The organism is Archangium sp. (genome assembly GCF_057119385.1).
This window is the reverse complement of the sequence record NZ_DBNGVP010000118.1, coordinates 121,698-142,173: the sequence shown is the minus strand read 5'-3', so window position 1 is coordinate 142,173 and position 20,476 is coordinate 121,698. Positions and strand designations below refer to the sequence as shown.

Below are 20,476 nucleotides of genomic sequence, written 5' to 3'. Positions count from 1 at the left end.
ACGGCATGAGGAGCACGGACCTTCACGCGTTGTCCTTGGACATGAATCAGTCCTTGCCCTATACGCGCGCGATGAGCGTTAGCACATTCTTGAGGAAGCTCGCGGCGTCGAGCCTCGGTCTCCTCCTCGTCTCCTGCACCGTGACGAAGCCCGTAACGACGGCCCGGAGTCCTACGGGTCCGCATGACCTGGGCAGGTTCGTGCTCGTTCTCCAGGAGACGCCGGACGGGCGGGTGACGCACGACTGGAGGCCACTCGAGGACTTCGACCTGAAGCAGTATCAGTACCAGTTTGGGCCGGTAGGTTTCGGCGGCGAGGTCAAGCGCACAAGCACGTCAATGGATGACGACCAGATTGGTGATACCTGTCTTGCAGTATGGAATCAATGCATGAAGAGGTGCAATGGAAGCCCTCTTCCACCTCATGCCGAGCACTACATTTCCAGCTACAAGAGTGTTCGAGCAGCCCTGAAGGCGTATTGCACGGATGAGTGTCGCAAGGAGAGCGAAGAGTGCCGTAGAAAACTCAATCGACAGACTGCGGAAGCCCTTGAATTCAGAGCAGCCGGTGAAGCTGTCGATTGGCTGAAACGCCACAAGGAGGAGATCGCAGTGGGTACCGCTGTCATCATCACGGGCGTGGTGTTCTACGTTGTCATGAGCAGCGGGGGGATCCTGATACTGGCCCCTGCCCTTCTCCTGACGTCGCCCGAGGTTCCCGCCGATTCCCATCTCGCGGGAGCGTTTCAATGAGCTCCGACAACCCTCTTGGCGACGCGGTTCTCCTGCTCCTCGAACGTCGACGCAACAGCCGCTCCGACGAGGAACGAAAGCTCCTGGAAATCGCCAGCGGCACAGTGGCGTTTCTCTCCAACACCGGACAGATCTACCGTTTCGAGGATTTCCGCAAGGGCCTGCAGCCAGGCCATGTACAGTCATTGTCCTTCGCTGACGTGATTCAATACCTCGAGAAACAGCGAACCCAGACCCAGTCAGCCGAAGACAAGGAAACACTGCGGGCTGCAAGCGACGCACTCCTCTTCATCGAGGCTTCTGGCCAACACGAGGGACTCGAGGACTACCTGGGCTACTGGCGAAGTCACACGCTTCCACCCGTCATCGCCGCGTTCGAGACACTCGAGGAAGCAGAGTTCTGGTTGGAGCAGCAGCCCGTTCCTCCCTACAAAGCCCGGGTACTGATTGGTAATGAATACCATGTGGTGTGGGCGAGTCGCGAAGACAGGGAATGGCCTTTCATTCCCATCCCTGTCGTGGCCGAGTTCATCGAAGACCGCTTGGAAAAAGGTCTTCCACCGGTAATCGCCGCGTTCGACACGCGCGAGCAGGCCGAAGCCTGGCTCGCGGCCCTCGCCGAGCCGCCAAGGCACGCCTTCATCACCATCGGCGGCAAGCACCATGTGGCGGCCTACTGGAAGAACGTGGACCACCGGGCCATCTACCCGTTCACCCTGGTCGACGACCTGGCACGGGAAAGACAGGCGGGAGAAGAACGGCTCAGCCGTGGCAGGAAGCGCGAGGAGAAGTAACCCTCCAAGGACCCGCTTCTCGCACTCGCTTCACGGCTCCTTCATGGGCCCCGCCTCGACGCCCGGCCAGGAGCGGATGAGATCCCTATCCACGAAGACCTCGGCCTGCTCGATGAGCGGATCCAGGCCCCGCGGCGCGGCCTCGTTGGGGTTGTCCACGGAGGCCATGAGCTCGAAGTTGATGCGCGACGCTCCGAGCCAGACGTCCTGGAACAGCCGCGCGGGGTTCGACTTCGGCACGTAGCGGCGCACGACGCGATCCGGCAGGTGCTGGAACGCCTCGGGCACGTCCACGAACTCCAGCTTGTCCCGGAACGCGGCCGACTGCCGCTCGAGGTCCAGGTCCTCCGCGAAGGTGTCGCGCCACTGCTGGGGCGTGGCCGCCGACTCACGCCAGGCCACGTTGATGGTGAGCACCACCGGGCCCCGCTGCACCTGGGCCTCGCAGAACAGGGCCTCCCCCACGCTCGTGTCCGGCTTGCGCTCGCGCAGCAGCGTGACTCCCGGCAGCAACAGCACGACGTACTCGGACGCACTCAGCGCCGCGGCCACCCCGATGAAGCCCTCGCCCCGCATCGAGACGACGCGGTGGCCCTGCACGTATCCCGGGGTGTAGTGCAGGCCCTCGCTGACCAGCAGGGCCCGGCTCCGCATGATGTTTCCGGCGGTTGTCATGGCTCCTCTCTCCTACGCCCCATCCACGTGTTCCTCCAAGCCCCGTCCGGAAGCCGCCGCCCGCACGCTCCCACAGTGTGGGCTCCTCCCAACGTCTCCGCCATGGCCCACCCGCCTGGAGCAGGAGGGGTGCACAGACCCTACACGCGGAGTAACCCGTACTGGACACAGCGGTGGGCAAACCCCCCGGGTTCCTGACGTTTTCCAGGGAGGCGAAACGGGAAGAAACGGGGTAGACTGAACTCCCCCTCTCCCCCGCTCGCCCATCCAAGGACGTCATGGCCCTCCAGGCACAGAACGCCAGTCAAGCCTCCCAGGCCCCCACGACGGACCCGGCCGTCGAGGAGAAGCTGGAGGCGGCGCGCAACTTCACCTTCCATCTGCTCAAGGGCATCAAGCAGATCGGCATGTACCGGCACAACGAGGCCCGCTTCCCCGAGTTCCTCTCGCGGGCCACCGAGGCGCTCGCCGCGTACACGGACAAGCACGGCCCGCTGTCGCTCAAGGTGGAGCAGCAGAACTTCATGCTGCACGGCGAGCCCACCTTCTCCGAGGACACGCCGCTGCCCTACAAGTTCTTCCGGGACGGCATCCGCCAGCTCATCTTCCGGCCGGGCCTCACCGTCGCGGAGCTGGTGACGTTCACGCTCATCGCCCTCTCCGAGCCCGAGCGCGGCGCCGAGGACGTGCTCGCCCAGCTGTGGCGCGCGGGCCTGGAGCACGTCGAGTACGTCGTCGTCGAAGGCTTCAAGATGGACGAGGTCTCCGAGCAGGAGATCGAGGTCGAGGTCGACAAGGTCGTCGGCTACCTCTACTCGCGCCTCAAGACGAACTCGGACGACTTCCTGCGCTTCGCCCGCGTGAACGCGGAGGATCTGGACTCCAAGCTGGATGGCGTGGAGCAGATGCGCGGCCTGGTGGTGGCCGGCAACTACGCCTCGGACGATCTCAAGGCCCGGCTCCAGCGGGAGATCGCCGAGGAGGAGAACGCCCGGCTCTTCCCCAAGCTGGTGAGCGCCATCTTCCAGGTGATCGAGGGCGGCGTGGACGACACGGCGCTGCTCGAGGAGGTCTTCGTGCAGTTGCTGGATGCCATGCTCATCCAGGACGACTACGCCACCATCAACCAGATGGTCCTCAAGCTGCGCTCCATGTCGCAGCGCGCACCGGGAAGCAGCATCGGCTCGCTGCTGGAGCACTTCGTCCTGAAGATGGGCGAGGAGCAGCGGGTGATGCGGCTGGCGGAGATGCTCAAGACGACGCGCCCGCGGCACCCGGTGGACATCACCCGCTACCTGCAGGCGCTGGATGCCTCCACCGTGTTCACGCTGCTCAACGCGCTGGAGACGATCGAGATCCCGGAGAACCGCCTGCTGGTGTGTGACGCGCTGGCGCGCTTCGCGCAGGAGAACCCGCAGCCCTTCGTGCAGCGGTTGGAGTCCGAGCGGCCGCAGACCGTGCGCGACATGGTCTACATCCTGGAGAAGAGCAACCACCCGGAGCGGGTGAAGATGTTCGGCCTGGTGCTGCTCAACAAGAACCTCGCGGTGAAGCTGGAGGTGATGAACATCATCGCCCGCGGCCGCACCCCCGAGGCGCGCAAGCTCATCCTCGAGGCGATCAACGATCCCGCCGCCCAGGTGCGCATGCTGGCGGCCCGGCTGCTGCCGGAGTTCGACCGCGACAAGGCCTACGTGGACCTGGTGCGGCTGATGAAGGATCCGAACTTCGAGAAGAAGAGCATCGAGGAGCGCACGGCCTTCTACACGGCGCTGGGCGCCACGGGGCTGCCGGGGGCCATCTCGATGCTGCTGCAGATCATCGCGGTGAAGTCCACGCTGCTCAACAAGAAGAAGGTGCTGGAGGACAAGCTGCTGGCCATCGCCGGGCTGGCGGGTGCGTGCTCCATTCCCTCGTACAAGGCCTTGCAGGGCGTGGTGGAGGACAAGAACCAGCCCGTCGAGGTGCTCAACGCCGCGCGCAAGGCCATGTACCAGACGAAGAAGACGCTGTTCGGCGAGACGTCCACCACCGAGGAGGCCTGAACCCCATGCTGGACAACCCGTTGAAGGTCACCCAGGCCCAGGAAGAGAACGTCGGCGAGTTCGGCCGCGGCTACTCGGAGAAGCTGCAGACGCTGGCGCGCGGGCTCGTGTCGGGCCTGTACATGCTGATCCGCTCGGTGAAGATGTACGATCCGGAGAACGCCGTCTTCGAGAAGCCACTGCTGCAGCTGCAGGGCATCGTCAACCAGATCATCTCCAAGGAAGGCCGGCTGGAGCTGGTGGGCGTCAAGGACTCCTTCTACCTCAACAACATGCTGGTGAAGGTGGACCTGAACTCCATCGACAACCAGCGCTACCTGCTGGGGGAGATGCGGGCCAAGGACGTGGGCGGCATCTCGCTGAACAAGCCCGTCACGGTGCCGGACCTGAAGAACTTCATCTGGATCTTCAGCAAGGATCAGTCGGCGCAGGCGGAGGAGGAGGGGCTGGCGGGCCGCAAGCTGCTCAACATGAAGGTCACCCGCTTCTCCAAGCTCAAGGAGAAGCTCAACCGGGACGAGCTGGCCAACCCGGATGATCAGAAGGTGGACCGCAAGAAGTACGCGATGACGGTGTACTCGCGCGCGGTGTTCTTCCTGTCGAAGTACCTGGAGTCGGTGCAGGCCGGCAAGCCGATGAACACGGCGAAGGCGCTGCGGATCGTCCAGGACTTCGTGGACATCTCCTTCGAGCAGAAGACGCACTTCCTGGGGATGACCACGCTCAAGAAGAGCGAGGTGGACTACCTCGTCTACCATCAGGTGAACGTGTGCCTGATGAGCATCGTGTTCGGCATGGAGCTGGGGCTGACCAAGGCGCAGCTGCGCGACCTGGGCTACACGGCGCTCTTCCACGACGCGGGCATGGCGATGCTGCCCGAGGAGCTGTCCACCAAGAAGGGCGCGCTGAGCGCCGAGGAGAAGGCGCTCATCCAGAAGGCACCGCTCATCTCCATCCGCAACATCCTGATGGAGAAGGGCTTCACGCGCTCGACGCTGCTGCGCGTGGTGACGACGTTCGAGCACAAGGCGGACTTCGGCACGGCGGTGCGGGACGGCCGGGGCAACATCGAGATGATCATCCCGAAGACGAACCTCGGGGTGTACGCGAAGATCCTCGCCATCTGTGATGCGTACGACGCGCTGACGTCGAGGCGGCCCTACCGCGACGCCTACGGCCCCGAGGTGGCGCTGATGCTGATGTGGACGGAGATGCGCCACAAGTTCGACCCGGAGCTGCTCCAGGTCTTCATGCGCGTGATGGCCATCCAGCCGGTGAAGGTGCTGAGCCGGCGGCAGCAGTCGATGACGCTCGGAGGCGTGTAGCCGCCGCCTCCCTCTGCCTCACCGTGCCATGAGCGCGATCCGCCGTGACACCGCCACGGCGCTCACGAAGGCCCCCTCGACGCGGGAGCCCGCGCACCAGTCGCCGCAGGCCCCCAGGCCCGTGCGCTCGTCGAACAGCGCCCCTTCCGTGAGTGCGGGCTCGGCCCGGGCGTAGCGCCAGCGGTGGGCCCTGGCCTCCCGAGGACGAATCTCCACACCGGCCGCACGGGCGAACGCCTCGAGGATCCGCGGCGCCACGGCCTCGGGCGTCTCCTCCAGGTGCGCGCGGGTGAACTCGGGAGAGGCGTGAATCACCCACCGCTCCCCCGGAGGCCGGCCCGGCTTGCTGCTGTCGCGCGCGGCCCAGGACAGGGGCGAGCCGTGGATGAACACCCCATCGAGCGGCAGGGGCACGGGGGCATCGAAGCTCGCCATCACGGCCCAGCACGGCTCCATGCGGACCCCGGCCGCGCGAGCCGCCAGTTCGGGAGCCCCGGAGAGCAGCGGAACGGCCTGCGGCGCGGGAACGGCGGCCACCACCACATCGAAGGTCCCAAGGGCCTCGCCCGACTCGGACGAGAGGGCCCAGGCCTCCGCCTCCCGCCGGACGTGCTCCACCCGCACGCCGCACCGCAGGTCCACGCCCGAGGCGAGCTGACGCGCCACGGCATTCATCCCGGGCACGCCCACGTAGCGCACGGGGCCCTCGGTCTCGGGAGTCACCGTGCCGTGCTCCAGCGAGCCGAAGCGCCCGCGCCACCCGGCGACGAGGCCCTGCTCCACCCAGGTGCCCACCATGCGCTGGAAGCCCGGGTCCCTCGCGGTGAAGTACTGGGCCCCGTGGTCGAAGGTGCCGCCACCGTCCTCACGGCGGGTGGACATGCGGCCCGCGGGGCCCCGGCCCTTGTCGAACACCTTCACCGGGAAACCGGTCTCCGTGAGGAAGCGGGCCAGCGTGAGCCCCGCGAGGCCCGCGCCGATGATGGCCACCCGGGGAGGCGTCACGGTGCGCGAAGGGCGGGAGGAGTCCGAGGGAAGCGAAGAAGCCATGGCGGCCCCTCCACTAACGCGAGCCTCCACGTGGCGCACGCCTCCCGCTCGGGGTCAGTGTTCCCCGCCGCTCGTGAACTTGAGGCCGATGATGGAGATCAGCATCAGCGCGAGGAAGAAGACACGCGCGGGGGTGACGGGCTCGTGGAACAGGAAGATGCCCAGCACGGCCGCGCCCAATGCCCCGATTCCCACCCAGACTGCATAGGCGGTGCCAATCGGCAGGCTCTTCGCCGCCACCCCCAACAGCACCATGCTGGCGATGATGGCCACCCCCGTCAGCACCGAAGGCACGAGCCGGGTGAAGCCCTCGGTGTACTTGAGCCCGATGGCCCAGCACGTCTCGAGCAACCCAGCGACCACGAGCAGAACCCACGCCATGACGCACACTCCTTCTCAGGCGTCGTCTTGTCGTGACCGGGTACGGCGCACCTCGTCCGGGCCTGGCGCGCTCCCCATCGAGCCCGCCAGACGGAGGGGGGATAACCTCGCCCCACCCCTCGCGTCCAGGACAACCCGTGGCCGGGCCTACCTCTTCCTGGCCCGGCCCTTCGACGACGCCGTGGCCGTGGCCGTGGGCGCCCCGCTCGCGCGCAGCACCTTCAGCGCGGCGGTGAAGTCCGCGGGCAGCGGCGCCTCCACGTGCAGCACCTTGCCCGTGCGCGGGTGCGGGAAGGACAGCTTCCACGCGTGCAGCGCCTGGCGGCCCAGCACCTCCTCCGCCTCCGCCGCCTTCCCCTTCGCCTTGCGGCTCGCGCCGTACACGCTGTCACACAGCAGCGGGTGCCCCGCCTCCGACAGGTGCACGCGGATCTGATGCGTCCGGCCGGTGAGCAGATCCACCTCCACCAGCGCGGCATCCTCGAACGCCTCGAGCACGCGGTACACGGTGATGGCGGGCTTGCCCTCCTTCACCTTCCCGGTGAAGCGCTGGCGGTGCACCGGATGGCGGCCGTAGAGCGTCTCGATGCGCGCCTCGGCCGCCTTGGGCGTCCCGTGCACGAGCGCCAGGTACGTCTTCTCCACCACCCGTGTCTTGAAGGCCTTCTGCAGCCCCACCAGGGCCGACTCGTGCTTGGCCACCACCAGGCAGCCCGTGGTGTCCTTGTCCAACCGGTGGACGATCCCCGGACGCAGCTCGCCGCCCACTCCGGCCAGATCCTTCACCCGGTGCAGCAGCGCGTTCACCAGCGTCCCCGAGGCATGGCCCGCTCCCGGGTGCACCACCATCCCCGCCGCCTTGTCCACCACGACGAGATCCCGGTCCTCGTGCAGCACCGCGAGCGGCAGTTCCTCGGCCACCGGCACCGCCGCCACGGGAGCGGGAATCTGGAGGGAGAGCAGCTCGCCGCCACGCAGCCGCTGGGCCACCTTGGCGGGCTTGCCGTCGATTCGCGCGTTCCCGGCCTCGATGAGGCCCTGGATGCGCGAGCGCGTCAGATCGGCAAATGCGCGCGCGAGAACCTGATCCAGCCGCTCGCCACGGGCCTCGGGCGGGGCACGGAGCTCTCGCGCCTCGGCGGTCACCAGATCTTCGACTTCACGTGCGCCTTGGAGCGCAGCACGATGTCGTTGATGGCCCGCTCGAAGAAATTCATCTTCTGGAAGATCTCCGGGCTGACGCGGCTCTTGTAGAGCTCCCGGCCCTCCTCGAGCTCCTCCTTGAGGACCTCGAAGAGGTTGTCCTGCTCGATGCCCTTGATGATCTTCTGCTCGTTGTAGAGCGAGATATCCGAGGCAATCGCGCGGGCCAGCCGCATGGCCTTGATCTTTTCTTCTTCAGTCATCCTGGAGCTTTCTAAGCAGGCCCCCCCAGGGTGTCAACTTCGCAGACAGCCCGAGGACCCCTGGAGGAGACGCTTGAACGGCCCCGGGAGGGGCTCAGCGGTTCTTTTTCTCACCGGATGCGACGAGCCCCATGTAGCTCTTCGACACCCGGAGCGGATCCAGGTCCAGCTCGCGAGCGATGCTCATCAACATGCCGCGCAGATAGACGGACGCGGGGAGGATGTCATAGCGGTCCGCCTCGATGTTCTCCACGTGGCGGGACGAGATGCGCGTGCGATCCGCCAGCATCTGCAGCGACAGGTTGCGGCCCTCGCGCACCTGACGCAGCAGCTCGCCGTTGAACTCGGCATCCGAGGGGATGTCCACCACCGTCTTGAGCCGGGTGCGCGAGTCGCGCGCCTTGGCGGAGGCGAGGGCGAGCGCCGACTCGGCGTTGGCGATGGCCGAGGCCTCCGCCAGCACGGGGGCCTCGCCGAGCTGCTGGCCGTTGGGACGCGCGGCGGGAGCCCGGGCCCCATTGCGCGGCGGCAACGGGGGCGGCATGGGCGCACCGTGGCGCGTCATGGGAGCCAGGGGCCGGGCATGGATGGCCGGCTTGAGCCCCGAGACGGGCGCGGGCGTGAGCGACCGGGAGCCCGGCTTCGCGGCCAGGGGCACCCGCGGGACGGCGGCCGGCGTGGGCTCGGCGGGAGCCGGGGGGGCCGGCTCGGCGGCGGGCTCGGACGGAGCCTCCACGTTCGAGGCCGGGGCCTCCGCGGTGGCGGAAGCGGCAACGGGCACCGGCTCGGGCGGGATCACGGCGGCGGGCGGCTCGGAGGCCAGCTCCTGGGCGCCAGGCTGCGCCTCGGCCACGGGCCCGGCGGCCTCCGGCTCCACCTCCTCGGTCACCACCACCTCTCCGCTCACCACCTCCGCCTCGGGCAGCTCCTCTTCCGCGGCGGCGGGTGCGGCCTGGACCTCGGGCTCCACCTCGGCCACGGGCTCCGCCGGGGCGCTGCCGGCGGTGGACTCCGCGGCGCGCTTGAGGGACTCGGTGCGCAGACGGGCCAGCTCCTCGGCCGAGCGCGTCACGCCGATCTTCCGGTCGTACTCGATGCGCTGCTCCAACGCGCAGAGCACTTCCATGGCCTGGGTGAGCCGCTCGCGCAGGGCCTCGAGCTGCTCCGGCTCCGCCAGCGTGTACACGGCGATGGAGTCGGGCGAGTACGTCTCCATCGCGCGCGCGTAGGCGTCGAGGATCTGATCTTCCGAGGCGGTGACTGGCACCTCCAGGAGCTCGTAATAGGACTGTTGCTCGAAGTGCTTCATGGCGGACATCACTCCGTCACCCCGTCGAGCGCCAGCAGGCGATCGGCGATGCGCTGGATACCGATGGCGGCGGGAGAGTCGGGCTTCTCCAGGACGATGGGCCGGCGTTTGCGGACCGCGCGCCAGGCCTCGTCGTCGTAGCGGATGGCCCCCAGGTCATCCATCTCCAGGCCGAAGAACTTCTTCCAGGCGGACACCACCGCGGCGCCCACGTTCAGGTCCCCGTCGGAGCGCGCCTGGTTGAGCACCAGCTTCACGCGGAAGGCGGCCAGCTCCTTCTCGAGCCGCTCGGCGAGCGCGGCGTTCTGCTGCCGCACGTGCTGGATGATCTGATGAGGCGTGCGCGCGGCCCCCTCACGGGTGGACAGGGCCCGCTCCACCAGGCGCTCGATGCCGTACTGCGACTCCACCTGCTGGAGCCGCCGGTAGAAGGCGGCCTTGATGAAGCGGTAGGCGTTCTCCACCGAGGTGGGCTCGGGCAGCAGCACCAGCACGCCGTGGTCGGCGATGATGAAGAAGTCGAGCGTGTTGAAGCTGGAGCCGGCGCCCAGGTCGATGATGAGGTAGTCCACCGACTGCGTCTGCAGGCTGCGCAGCAACCGCTGCTTCTGGGCGTACTTGATGTTGGCGGCGTCCAGCACGTCCAACGCGCCGGCGATCAGCGACAGGTTGGCCACGCCGGTGGGCACGATGACGTCCTCCAGCCGGGCCTTGGGGCGCAGCATGAAGTCCGACAACGTGGCCGTGGGTTGGGCGACACCCAGACAGGTGTGCAGGTTGGCGCCGCCCAGGTCCGCATCCACCAGCAGGACGCGTTGGCCTCGATGGGCCAGCGCGACGCCGAGGTTGGCGGAGACGAGCGACTTGCCGATACCGCCCTTGCCGCCTCCCACCGCGATGATGCGGTGGGGGCGGTTGCGCGCGACGATCCCCGGAGACTCGGGGTCGGTGCGCACGGCCCCGCCCGCGGACGATTGGGCGGGCGGGGACGAACGAGCGGGCTGCGACGCGGAGGAGGGACTGGGGGGACTCAAAGCACCCGTATCAAAACCTGTCCCGCGCTCCGCGTCGACTCCCTGGCCAAGTTAGTTGATGACGATCCGGCAGAGGCAGGCCGAAGTGCCATCGCACGTCGCCCCGGCCGAGTTGCGGCAGGCCAGGCCAGCGCAGCACGGATCGGTCGGCGAGCACGCCTGGCCGCTGGACGAGCAGGTAGCTCCCGGCTGGCACGTCCCCGTGGTCTGACCCGAGAGCACCTCGCAGCGCAGGCCGGTGCAGCAGTCCGAGCCGGAGGTGCACGCCGCGTTCTGCGGCTGGCACGCCGCGGGCGCCTGGCACGTGCCACCCGAGCAGATCTCCGAGCAGCACTGAGCGGAGGTGGTGCACGTGGTGCCGTTGGCCTGGCAGACGCCGCCCGTGCCCGCGTCGGTTCCCGCATCCGTGGGCGTTCCACCGTCCGAGGGAGGCGGGGTGTAGGGCACCTGGCAGGCCTTGGTCAGCTCGGAGGTCTGCAGGCACTGGGTGCCCGCGCAGCACGTCACGCCCGCCGCGTCGCAGGGCGTGCCCACGGGGGCGCACGTCGGCTTCTGGCAGGAGAGCCGGCCCGTCCCATCCCCCGCCGGGAGGCAGAGGGCGTCATCGCAGCACTGCTCGGAGAACTGGCAGGTGTTGCCCTGGGCGATGCAGCAGGGCGAAGTGCCCGTGTAGCCGCTGGGGCAAGGACCGCTCGGGCCGGTGCCACCGCCGAAGCAGCGCGGCACGCCGGACGAGTCCACCTGGCACACGTCCTTCCTGCCGTCGCAGCAGTTCTGGGACGCGTTGATGTCCACGGAGCCACCATCCGGCAGCGTGCCGGCGCCGCAGATGTTGCCCACGCCGTTGCAGGACTGCCCGTTGTCACACCGGCCGCCCACGCACTTCACCGTACCGTTGGGGTTGATGGGTCCGCCGTCGGGGAACTTGCCACCACCGCAGCAGTCGCTGTCCTGCATGCAGAAGTTTCCGGTGAGCTTGCAACCCCCGACCGGCTGGCAGACCGTGGCGCCGTAGCCGAGGTCCACGCAGGTGCGCGAGCAGCAGCCGGAGCCACCACTGCATGGGTTGCCATCCTGGATGCAGCCGCCACCGCCACCGCCGGTGATCAACTGGCACCGGCCCGCGCCGCCGTCATTGACCGAGCACGCGTTGCCGCAGCAATCCGAGTTCTTGCCGCAGATGTCGCCGTAGCCCTGGCAGGTGTAGGCGCGCGCGCAGATGCCGGCCTGGCAGTTGGTGGAGCAGCAGTCGCCGTCCACCCCGCACGCCTGGCCAATCACCTTGCACATCGAGGTGGTGTCGCCCGGAATCTGGGCGCACTTGCCGCCGGTGCACGTCTTGGTGCAGCACTGCTCGTTGTTGGAGCAGGAGCCGCCGATGTCGAGGCACTGGGCGTTGCCGCACGTGCCGTTGCTCAGGCACACGTTGGTGCAGCACTGGATGCCGGAGGTGCAGGCCTCGCCGGGGGTGCGGCAGAGCGTGTCGGGCTCCGGACAACGGCCATCCGCCCCACACACGCCGCTACAGCACAAGGCACCCGCATCCGACTCACGGCTACAGGAGGCTCCCTGGGCCAGACACGTCGGGGGCTCACCGCCATCCGGGAGGGTCCCGTTACCGCCGTCATCCGGGTTGCCGCCCCCTCCATCATCATTGTTGGTTCCGCCGTCGTCGCTGATTCCCGCGTCCGGCGGCCCGTCGACGCCGCCACAGTTACAGCCCGTGATGCTCATGACCAGTGCGAGCGCGCCCAGCACCAGCCAGCGATTTCCCTGCATGAATGTCTCCCGGAAAGTCCAAGCGCGGACAGAATCCGTGCTTCGGGGGAGACCCCGCAAGGCCTACAGCGGCCACGAGAATCCGGCGCTACAAGCGGCCTGGAAAACTCCAGCGCCGGAGCGGGCGGCCGGGTCAATCGTCGAGCAGTTCGACGTTCCAGTACGAGGCGTCGGCCAGGTTCAGGAACGGCAGCCACTCGCGGTAGGTGATGCGGCGGGAGGCGCCGCGGAAGAAGGGGGTCCAGCGGGGCCGCATGGGCACCTTGAGGAGCTTCATGCCCGCCTGCGCCGGCGTACGCCCACCCTTGCGCAGGTTGCAGGGCACGCACGAGCACACCACGTTCTCCCAGCTCGTCTTGCCTCCCTGCGAGCGCGGGACGACATGGTCCAGGTTCAGCTCCGAGCGCGGCAGCTGCCGGGCGCAGTACTGGCACGTGTCGTGGTCGCGCGCGTAGATGTTGAGGCGGGAGAAGCGCACCCGGCCCTTGGGCAGGTACTCGTAGGCGGAGAGCACCACCACGCGGGGCACGCGGATGCGCCGGTTGATGGTGTTGACGCTGTCGTGCGGCGCGCTGGCGCTCAGGGCCGCCCAGTCCTCGAACTCATAGAGGCGGTACTGGGCATCGATGGCCTTGGCCACGCCCAGGTAGAGCAGCGAGAGGGCGCGCTTCACCGAGGTGACGTGCACCGGTTGATAGTTTCGGTTCAGGACGAGAACGGCGCTGTTCAACATGGCTGCCTTCCCTGTGAGGCCGTACCGACGGCGTCAGCGACCGGCCCGAGGTCCTCCTCCGCCAGGCACCGGACGTCCATAACCACCTCGCCGTCCGAGATCCGCCCAATCACCGGAACTCCCGCTCCCCGAAGACATTCCAGGAACGCCGCTGGCTCCTCAACGGTGAGGATGCACGCATAGGACGGCAACCTGGCCAGGGGCATCGCTCCCCCGCCTACCTGCCCCGAGATGGGAGCCACGCGGGCCTTGATTCCCTTCATCACCAGCAGACCGAGCAGGCGCTCGGCACGCACACGGAGCTCCTCCACCGGCCAGGTGAGCATCCGGTACGTGGGGATGGCCTCCGGCCGGCCATCCCGGTACAGCTCCAGCGTGGCCTCCAGGGCCGCCACCGTCATCTTGTCGATGCGCAACGCCCGGGTCAGCGGGTGCTTCTTGATGCGGGCGATCAGCTCCGCGCGCCCCACGATGATCCCCGCCTGCGGCCCGCCCAGCAGCTTGTCGCCGGAGAAGGCCACCACGTCGGCGCCCGCGGCCACGGTGGCCGGCACCGTGGGCTCGCCGGTGAGCCCCTCGCCGGTGAGCGGCACCAGCGCCCCCGAGCCCAGGTCCACGAACACGGGCACCCCGCGCGCGCGGCCGAGCGCGGACAGCTCCTTCACCTCCACCTCCTCGGTGAAGCCCACCAGCGCGAAGTTGGAGCGGTGCACCTTCATCAGCACGCCGGTGTCCGGCGTGAGGGCCGACTCGTAGTCCGAGCGCCGCGTGCGGTTGGTGGTGCCCACCTCCACGAGGCGCGCCCCGGACTGCTTCATCACGTCCGGCACCCGGAAGCCGCCGCCGATCTCCACCAACTCCCCGCGCGAGACGATGGCCTCGTGGCCCGCCGCCAGCGTGGCGAGCACCAGCAGCGCCGCGCCCGCGCAGTTGTTCACCACCAGGGCGTCCTCGGCGCCGGTGAGCTGGGTGAGCAGCTCCACCACGGGGGCATAGCGGCTGCCACGCTCGCCCTCGTCCAGGTCGTACTCGAGGTTGGAGTAGCCGCGAGCCACCTCGGCCACGCGGGCCACGGCCTCGGGCGCCAGGGGGGCGCGGCCCAGGTTGGTGTGCAGCACCACGCCGGTGGCGTTGAGCACGGGCCGCAGGTTGGGCGTGGCCAGCACGCGCAGCGCCTCGTCCACGTCCGAGTCCTCGAAGGGACGGGCCTCGCCGCGCAACAGCCGCTCGCGCACGCGCGCCACCGCCAGCCGCAGCGCCGCCACGGCGCGGGGACGCGGAATCGCCGCCAGCTTCTCCTCCAGGGAGGGCCGGCGCAGGAGCTGCTCAATGGAGGGGAGCGCTCGCAGCAGAGCGTTCTTCCCCCCGTTCTCGGTCGAGGGTGCACCCACGGCCGCAATTGTAAGGGGGCGGGGGCTCGCGCGCCACCCGGCTCCCCTGCCCTTCACACCGGTTTCACACTACCGGCTGGCGGCTTGCACACCCGTCACCTTGGCCGGCCGCCCGTAGAGCAGCTGGTAGGTGTTGTAGGAGCGCAGCACCCGCTTGATGTAGCCCCGCGTCTCCGCGATGGGCACCTCCTCCACCCACGCGTCCAGCGGCACGCCCGGACGGTCCGCGCGCCACCGGTCGATGGCGTTGGGGCCGGCGTTGTAGCTGCCCACGGCATACGGGGTGTGCCCGGAGAAGCGCTTGATGAGCGAGCCCAGGTACTGCGCGCCCAGCCGGATGTTGAGGTCCGGCTCCAGGAGCGCCTGGGTCGTCACCTTCTTGAGCTTGAGCTGGCGCGCCACCGCCTGCGCCGTGGAGGGCATGAGCTGGGTGAGGCCCAGCGCGCCCGCCCACGAGAGCGCCTTCGGATCCAACGCGCTCTCCTCGCGCATCAGCGCCTGGAGCAGATCCGGCTCCACGCCGGCCGCGGCGGTGTGCTTCTCGATGAGCGGGCGGAAGGCGTTGGGATAGGCCACCTCCCACACCGGCCGCGTCTCCGGGGTGATGCGGCCGCTCAGGTCGCGGCGCAGCGCCACGCGGGCCACCGCATGCGCGCCCCGCTCGTCCCCCGACACGGACAGCAGCTGCACCAGCAGCCGGACATTCTCCGACGGCAGGTTCGTGCGGTTGACGGCGAGCAGCTCCGAGGAGACGGCCTCGGGGAAGCCCAGGCGCAGCAGCTCCACCGCGGCGGTGAAGTGCGGATCCTTCTCCATCGCCCCCGCGTGCAGCGGCCAGGGCGCGCGACGCTCCTGCTGGGTGAAGTCGAGCTGCGGCGTCACGCGCTCCATGCGCGCCGGGTCCACCTCGGCGAGCATCGTGCGGGCCATCAGCCCGTAGTAGGTGGCCGGGTGCTCCACGGCGATCGTCTCGAAGAGATCCGCCGCGGCCTTCTTGTCGCCCTTGTCCTGCAGGGTGCGCGCCCGCCAGTACTGCGCGCGCTCGAGGTCGTACGTCTCGTCCGCGTCGGCGAAACGCTTCTCGATCTCCAGGAGCATGGGGATGCCCCCGTCCGCGGCCTTCAGCGTGCGGGAGATCCAGAAGTCCTTGAAGAGCGCCTCGCCGAGGAAGTCCCCCTGGGGGTAGAGCTTCACCAGCTCCTTGAGCCGCTGCGAGGCCAGCTCCAGGCGGCCCGTCTTCACATACAGGTCCGCGGCGTAGAAGAGCGCGTCGTCGGCGAAGGAGTGCTCCGGGTAGTCGCGGGCGAGCCGCTCGTACGTCTGGGGCCCCTGCACCTGGTCCACGATGGAGCGCGACGAGCCGAGCACGTACATGGCGCGCGGCAGCAGATCGCGGTCCTGGCACTTCTCCACCACGGGGGTGAGCGTGGAGATGGCGCGGGTGTGCTGGCGCTCCTTGCGCAGCCCCTTGCCGAAGGCGAAGTGCGCGCGGCAGGCGAGCGCGTCCGGCAGCTTGAGCTTGGGCAGCAGCGGCTCGAGCACGTCCAGGCCCTGCTTGTTGCGGTGCAGCTCGATGAGCTGCTCGGCGCGCGCCACCTTCATGTCGACGGGCGCCTGCTGGCCCTTGAGACGCTTCTCGGCCTGCTGGGCCAGGGCGGACAGGGGGTGGTTGGCCCACAGGCGCCAGAGGAACTCGCGCTCGCGCGCCTTGTCCTTCTTCTCGGCGGCGATGTCGGCGCTGGCCATGAGGGCCTCGGCGGCGACGTTGCGGCCCCAGGAGGGCGAGGTGCGGCCGGACAGGGGCGCGAGCGCGGCGAGCGCGGCCTCGGTGTCCTTCGTCTTGCGCAGGACGCGGCCGAGCGCCAGGCGGGCATCGGCGTACAGCCGGGAGCTCTCGGGCACCTGGGCGAGCAGCACGGCGGCATCCGCGAAGCGCCCGAGCGACTCGAGCGCCACGCCGGCATGGGTGAGGCAGCGATCGGCCAGCGCGGGGTAGTCCCGGGCCAGGGTGGACATCTCCTCGGCGGCGCGCTTGTCGTCCCCGGCGCGCACCGCGCTCAGGGCGCGCAGGTAGCGCACGGGCAGCGAGTGGCCCTCCTTCTCCAGCAGCTCGCGGGCGCGGACGTAGAAGCCCTTGTCGAAGGCCTGCCTGGCCTCCAGGAGCTTGCCCTTGGCGAAGTAGGGGGACAGGTCGTCCAGGTTGTAGGCGCGGCCCTTGAAAATCATGGGCGCGGCGGGCGCGGGCGGAGGCGGGTCCGGGAAGGCCGGGTTGAGCACCTCCACATACCCCGGGGGCACGAGGACCTTCTCGGCATCCGGAGGTGGGGAGAGCTGGGCCTCGGACGGAGCCTGGCCGGTGAGCGCCTGGGGAGCCGCGGAGGGCTCCTCGGTGAGCGGCGCCTGGGCAAAGGCCAGCGAGGTGGCCGCGGCAGCGGCGGCGAGCAGGGGGACGAAGGCTTTCATACGGGATGGGCCCTCACGTGATGGGCCTGGGCAGCCACGGAGACAACTGGAAGCAGGGAAAAAATTTCCGCGAACGAACGGAGGTTAGACTGCCCACCACGCATGGACATCCGGACACAGAGCGCACTTCTCGCATCCATCATCGGGTTGGCGCTGGGCGTTTCCATGTTGTTGAGGGCGGGACGTCCACGGGTGCTCACGCTCTACTCCGTCTTCGCGTTGACAGTAGGCGGGTACTACCTCTCCAGCTTCTTCCACAGCCTCTTCTCACGCGCCGAGTACCCCTGGGTGTCGAGGGTGGCGGTGGGTGCCACCATTCTACTGGCTTCGCTGGTTCCTGGCGCGGCCGTTGCCTTCTTCCTCGAATTCCTGGGGGTCAGCAAGGGAACACATCTGCTCGGCAGGCGGCTCGCTGTGCTCTCCGCCGTGTTCGGCCTGGGCGTGGCGGTGTCGCCCCTGGCGCACAATGGGTGGGCCAGGGTGGCCATGGGCGCCTGGGTGCTCGGTGCACTGCTGGGCTCGGTGTCGTTGCTGCTCCGACGAGTCAGCACCACCGAGTCGCGCATCGAGCGGCTGCGCCTGACGTACCTGGCCATCGGCGCGGGGGCGGCCATCCTCTTCACGGCGCTGGACTTGCTCGAGCGCTACGGCCTGCCCTTCCCCACCCTGGGGCCGGTCTTCACCACGCTCTACCTGTTCTTCCTGGCCCAGACGCTGCTGCGGCTGCGGCTGATGGACCTGCACGAGTTGCTGGGGAAGATCGCCTCGCAGACGGTGCTGGCCACCATCCTGGCCGCGGTGTTCACGGTGCTGACGGTGTGGGTGGACCAGAACAACACCTCGCTGTTCGTGTTCAACACGGTGGTGGCGGCGTTCGTGGTGCTCATCCTCCTGGAGCCCCTGAGGGTGAAGGTGGAGGAGCAGGTGGTGTCCATCTTCTTCCGCGAGCGCTTCGAGCTGCTGCGGGTGCTGAGCAACGCGCGGGCGAGGATGGCGGGCGTCATTGAAATCTCCGAGCTGGCGCGGATGGTGCTGGACGCGCTGCACGAGTCGGGGCGGATCACCCACGCCTCGCTGTACCTGCTGGCGGAGGACAGGCCGGGCTACCGGCTGCTGGACGCGCGGGGACCGGCACCGGTGAGCTTCCTGGACACGGGCGCGGCGAGGGGCGTGCTGTTCGCGGTGGCATCGGGACAGAAGGCGGTGCTGCTGGAGAACGTGGAGCGGCGCATCGCGGTGCTGCGGCAGCAGGCGGTGGAGGGCAAGCGCTTCCGGGACGAGCTCAAGCGGCTCAACGACACGCGGGCGGCGCTGCTGCAGATGAAGGGCGGCATCACCGTGCCGCTGCTGGGCAATGACCGGGTCATCGGCTTCCTGAACCTGTGGGACGAGCGGGTGCCGGAGGCGTACGCCTCGGACGAGATCGCCCTGATCCTGGAAGTGGCCGAGCGGCTGGCGACGGCGCTGGAGAACTCGAAGCTGTACGAGAAGATCCGCGAGCGCGACCGCCTGGCGGCGCTGGGCGAGATGGCGGCGGGCCTGGCGCATGAGATCCGCAACCCGCTGGGGGCCATCAAGGGCGCGGCGCAGTGCCTGGATCCGAAGCGGCTGCCGGGGGAGGAAGGCGAGTTCCTGGAGGTGATCGTCGAGGAGGTGAACCGCCTGAACGGGGTGGTGTCGGCGTTCCTCGACTACGCGAGGCCACTGAAGCAGACCTTCGGGCCCACGGACCTGAACGAGGTGGTGACGCGGACGGTGCGGCTCATCCAGAACGAGATGCCACCGGGCATCGAGCTGAAGGTCGAGCAGGAGGAGGCCCTGCCGCGGGTGGAGGCGGACGCGGAGCAGCTCAAGCAGGTGTTGATCAACCTGGTGCAGAACGCGATGCAGGCGATGGCCGACACCGGGGGCGCCATCACGGTGAAGACGGTGCGGCCGGATCGCTTCACGGACTTCCGCTCGGCGGGGGATTCGTTCGTGGAGCTGCACGTGACGGACACGGGCCCGGGGATTCCGCAGGAGCAGCAGCAACACATCTTCGTGCCCTTCTACACGACGAAGCAGAAGGGCACGGGACTGGGACTGGCCATCTGCCAGCGCATCGTGAAGAACCACGGCGGGACGCTGTCGGTGCAGAGCAAACCGGGCGAGGGCGCCGCGTTCATCATCCGCCTGCCGGCGCCTCCGTCCGAGCCACTCCCACTGCCAGAGCCGATCCTCATGGATGGAACGCCCTTCCCCACCACGAGACCCTCGGATGGCAAGGTGGCTGAGGGCGGCCTTCCGGACAGCACGCCACCGCCCAAACCCGAGCGCAAACCGAAACGCGACAAGAAGCGCCGCACGGGTTGAGGCTCAACTCAGGAGGACCGGGGGCACTGTCTACTGGAGGAACTTCCACGCCACGAGCGAGCAGAAGCCCCCGTAGTAGAGCACCGCGCTGGCGACCTCCACGAACCGCCGCACGCCCCTCGCCCGCCGCGGGGAGATCCACGCCCCCGCGAAGGCCACCAGCTCGGCCAGCACGCGCCAGATGCTCGCGAACAGCACCAGCAGCGCGGTGAAGTAGGTCCAGTACGTGAAGAAGCTCTGCATGTACGGCCCCATCCCGTACATCTGGTACTGCGCGAACGGCCCACCGTAGGTGATGCGCTGGTTGAGCTGGAACATGATGACGGCGGGCACCAGCGGGAACAGGACGAACTTGAGCACCAGGTGGTACCAGCGTCGGCGGCTCACCGTGGCCCGGGCGTGGGCGAAGGCCGTGAGCGGGTGATTCGCCTCCGTCCCCATCGCCTCCAACACCGGCAGTGGATCCACCACCTGCAACGCGTACTGGAAACCTCGTCCCGACTTCATCCGCAACGACACGCCCGCCCCCGGCAACGGCAGCCGCCACACCCGGGCGGACTCCACCGAGGTGACGGGCAGTTCGAACCGATCCCCACGGCGCTCCAGCACGAACTGTGACGGTTCGACGGAGAACGTCGCGGCGGTGAGCCACCGGATGAGCCGGGTGAGGCCGAACAGGGCCAGCGCGATCAGGGCGAGCCAGCCCGCCAGTGCCGGAGGCCTGGGGTTCATCGCCCCCGTGAAGGTGCCCACGACGATGAGCGCCGAGGCACACAGGATGTCGGCCGTCATCAACACCTGGAGCAGGGCACTGACGAGACGCAGGGCGAGCGAGTAGGCGTGGACCTGGAAGCGCGGGGCCACGGGCTGGCCGTGGGCTGAAGGCGCGACGGGTGCATCGGCGGCGGACATGGGGCTCATGGGGGAACGGATTGCCCGGGCGGCAAGGGGCCCGTAGCATACGAGCCCCGGAGAACAGGGGCGAGA

General features: G+C 68.7%; 17 protein-coding genes and 1 riboswitch. Of the genes, 5 read left to right on the top strand and 12 right to left on the bottom strand.

Annotated elements, in window-relative coordinates; translation table 11 throughout:
• The first annotated feature begins 5 nt into the window (after positions 1-5).
• Positions 6-752 (top strand): hypothetical protein, encoded by a 747-nt coding sequence (locus AC16DP_RS29085; protein WP_329726477.1) that lies wholly within the window; start codon positions 6-8, stop codon positions 750-752.
• On the top strand, positions 749-1,546 hold the full coding sequence (locus AC16DP_RS29080) for a hypothetical protein (RefSeq protein ID WP_329726476.1): 798 nt from the start codon (positions 749-751) through the stop codon (positions 1,544-1,546). Before AC16DP_RS29085 ends, AC16DP_RS29080 begins: the two co-directional genes overlap by 4 nt.
• A 30-nt stretch (positions 1,547-1,576) precedes the next feature.
• Here AC16DP_RS29080 and AC16DP_RS29075 read toward each other — a convergent pair whose 3' ends face one another.
• A complete protein-coding gene (locus AC16DP_RS29075) occupies positions 1,577-2,221 on the bottom strand; it encodes a hypothetical protein (protein WP_329726475.1) in 645 nt (214 codons plus the stop codon).
• Between the two features lie 278 nt (positions 2,222-2,499).
• Here AC16DP_RS29075 and AC16DP_RS29070 point away from each other — a divergent pair, with 278 nt between their 5' ends.
• Together AC16DP_RS29070 and AC16DP_RS29065 are read left to right on the top strand one after the other, a co-directional pair.
• Complete coding sequence (locus tag AC16DP_RS29070) at positions 2,500-4,266, top strand: HEAT repeat domain-containing protein (protein ID WP_329726474.1); 1,767 nt, start codon at positions 2,500-2,502, stop codon at positions 4,264-4,266.
• Between the two features lie 5 nt (positions 4,267-4,271).
• Entirely contained in the window at positions 4,272-5,591 is a 1,320-nt protein-coding gene (locus AC16DP_RS29065) for an HD-GYP domain-containing protein (RefSeq protein WP_329726473.1), read from the top strand.
• Positions 5,592-5,609: 18 nt separating this feature from the next.
• Here the strand turns inward: AC16DP_RS29065 and AC16DP_RS29060 are convergent, their stop codons facing one another.
• The 10 genes from AC16DP_RS29060 to AC16DP_RS29015 all read right to left on the bottom strand — a co-directional run bounded on the left by AC16DP_RS29060 (position 5,610) and on the right by AC16DP_RS29015 (position 17,137).
• Positions 5,610-6,641, bottom strand: a complete 1,032-nt coding sequence (locus tag AC16DP_RS29060; RefSeq protein ID WP_329726472.1) for an NAD(P)/FAD-dependent oxidoreductase — start codon at positions 6,639-6,641, stop codon at positions 5,610-5,612.
• A gap of 54 nt (positions 6,642-6,695) precedes the next feature.
• Positions 6,696-7,022, bottom strand: a complete 327-nt coding sequence (gene sugE / locus AC16DP_RS29055) for a quaternary ammonium compound efflux SMR transporter SugE (protein ID WP_329726471.1) — start codon at positions 7,020-7,022, stop codon at positions 6,696-6,698.
• A gap of 16 nt (positions 7,023-7,038) precedes the next feature.
• Positions 7,039-7,094: riboswitch (guanidine-III (ykkC-III) riboswitch) on the bottom strand.
• Between the two features lie 75 nt (positions 7,095-7,169).
• On the bottom strand, positions 7,170-8,171 hold the full coding sequence (locus AC16DP_RS29050; protein ID WP_329726498.1) for an RluA family pseudouridine synthase: 1,002 nt from the start codon (positions 8,169-8,171) through the stop codon (positions 7,170-7,172).
• Complete coding sequence (locus AC16DP_RS29045; RefSeq protein WP_047858179.1) at positions 8,165-8,428, bottom strand: hypothetical protein; 264 nt, start codon at positions 8,426-8,428, stop codon at positions 8,165-8,167. The genes AC16DP_RS29050 and AC16DP_RS29045 overlap by 7 nt, the downstream gene beginning before the upstream one ends.
• Before the next feature lie 94 nt (positions 8,429-8,522).
• Positions 8,523-9,746 (bottom strand): helix-turn-helix domain-containing protein, encoded by a 1,224-nt coding sequence (locus AC16DP_RS29040; RefSeq protein ID WP_329726470.1) that lies wholly within the window; start codon positions 9,744-9,746, stop codon positions 8,523-8,525.
• Positions 9,746-10,693: a P-loop NTPase gene (locus AC16DP_RS29035; protein WP_329726469.1), complete on the bottom strand. Its 948-nt coding sequence runs from the start codon at positions 10,691-10,693 to the stop codon at positions 9,746-9,748. The genes AC16DP_RS29040 and AC16DP_RS29035 overlap by 1 nt, the downstream gene beginning before the upstream one ends.
• A 129-nt stretch (positions 10,694-10,822) precedes the next feature.
• On the bottom strand, positions 10,823-12,550 hold the full coding sequence (locus AC16DP_RS29030; RefSeq protein WP_329726468.1) for a hypothetical protein: 1,728 nt from the start codon (positions 12,548-12,550) through the stop codon (positions 10,823-10,825).
• A 133-nt stretch (positions 12,551-12,683) separates the two neighbouring features.
• Positions 12,684-13,283 (bottom strand): HNH endonuclease, encoded by a 600-nt coding sequence (locus tag AC16DP_RS29025; RefSeq protein WP_329726467.1) that lies wholly within the window; start codon positions 13,281-13,283, stop codon positions 12,684-12,686.
• Positions 13,277-14,674 carry an L-seryl-tRNA(Sec) selenium transferase gene (gene selA, locus AC16DP_RS29020; protein ID WP_329726466.1) on the bottom strand — a complete coding sequence of 466 codons (1,398 nt, stop codon included), beginning with the start codon at positions 14,672-14,674 and terminating at the stop codon, positions 13,277-13,279. Before selA ends, AC16DP_RS29025 begins: the two co-directional genes overlap by 7 nt.
• Positions 14,675-14,743: 69 nt before the next feature.
• Positions 14,744-17,137: a lytic transglycosylase domain-containing protein gene (locus AC16DP_RS29015; RefSeq protein WP_329726465.1), complete on the bottom strand. Its 2,394-nt coding sequence runs from the start codon at positions 17,135-17,137 to the stop codon at positions 14,744-14,746.
• A 102-nt stretch (positions 17,138-17,239) separates the two neighbouring features.
• Here AC16DP_RS29015 and AC16DP_RS29010 point away from each other — a divergent pair, with 102 nt between their 5' ends.
• Positions 17,240-19,489: an ATP-binding protein gene (locus tag AC16DP_RS29010; protein ID WP_329726464.1), complete on the top strand. Its 2,250-nt coding sequence runs from the start codon at positions 17,240-17,242 to the stop codon at positions 19,487-19,489.
• A 30-nt stretch (positions 19,490-19,519) separates the two neighbouring features.
• Here the strand turns inward: AC16DP_RS29010 and AC16DP_RS29005 are convergent, their stop codons facing one another.
• Positions 19,520-20,410 (bottom strand): hypothetical protein, encoded by an 891-nt coding sequence (locus AC16DP_RS29005; protein WP_329726463.1) that lies wholly within the window; start codon positions 20,408-20,410, stop codon positions 19,520-19,522.
• Positions 20,411-20,476 lie beyond the last annotated feature (66 nt).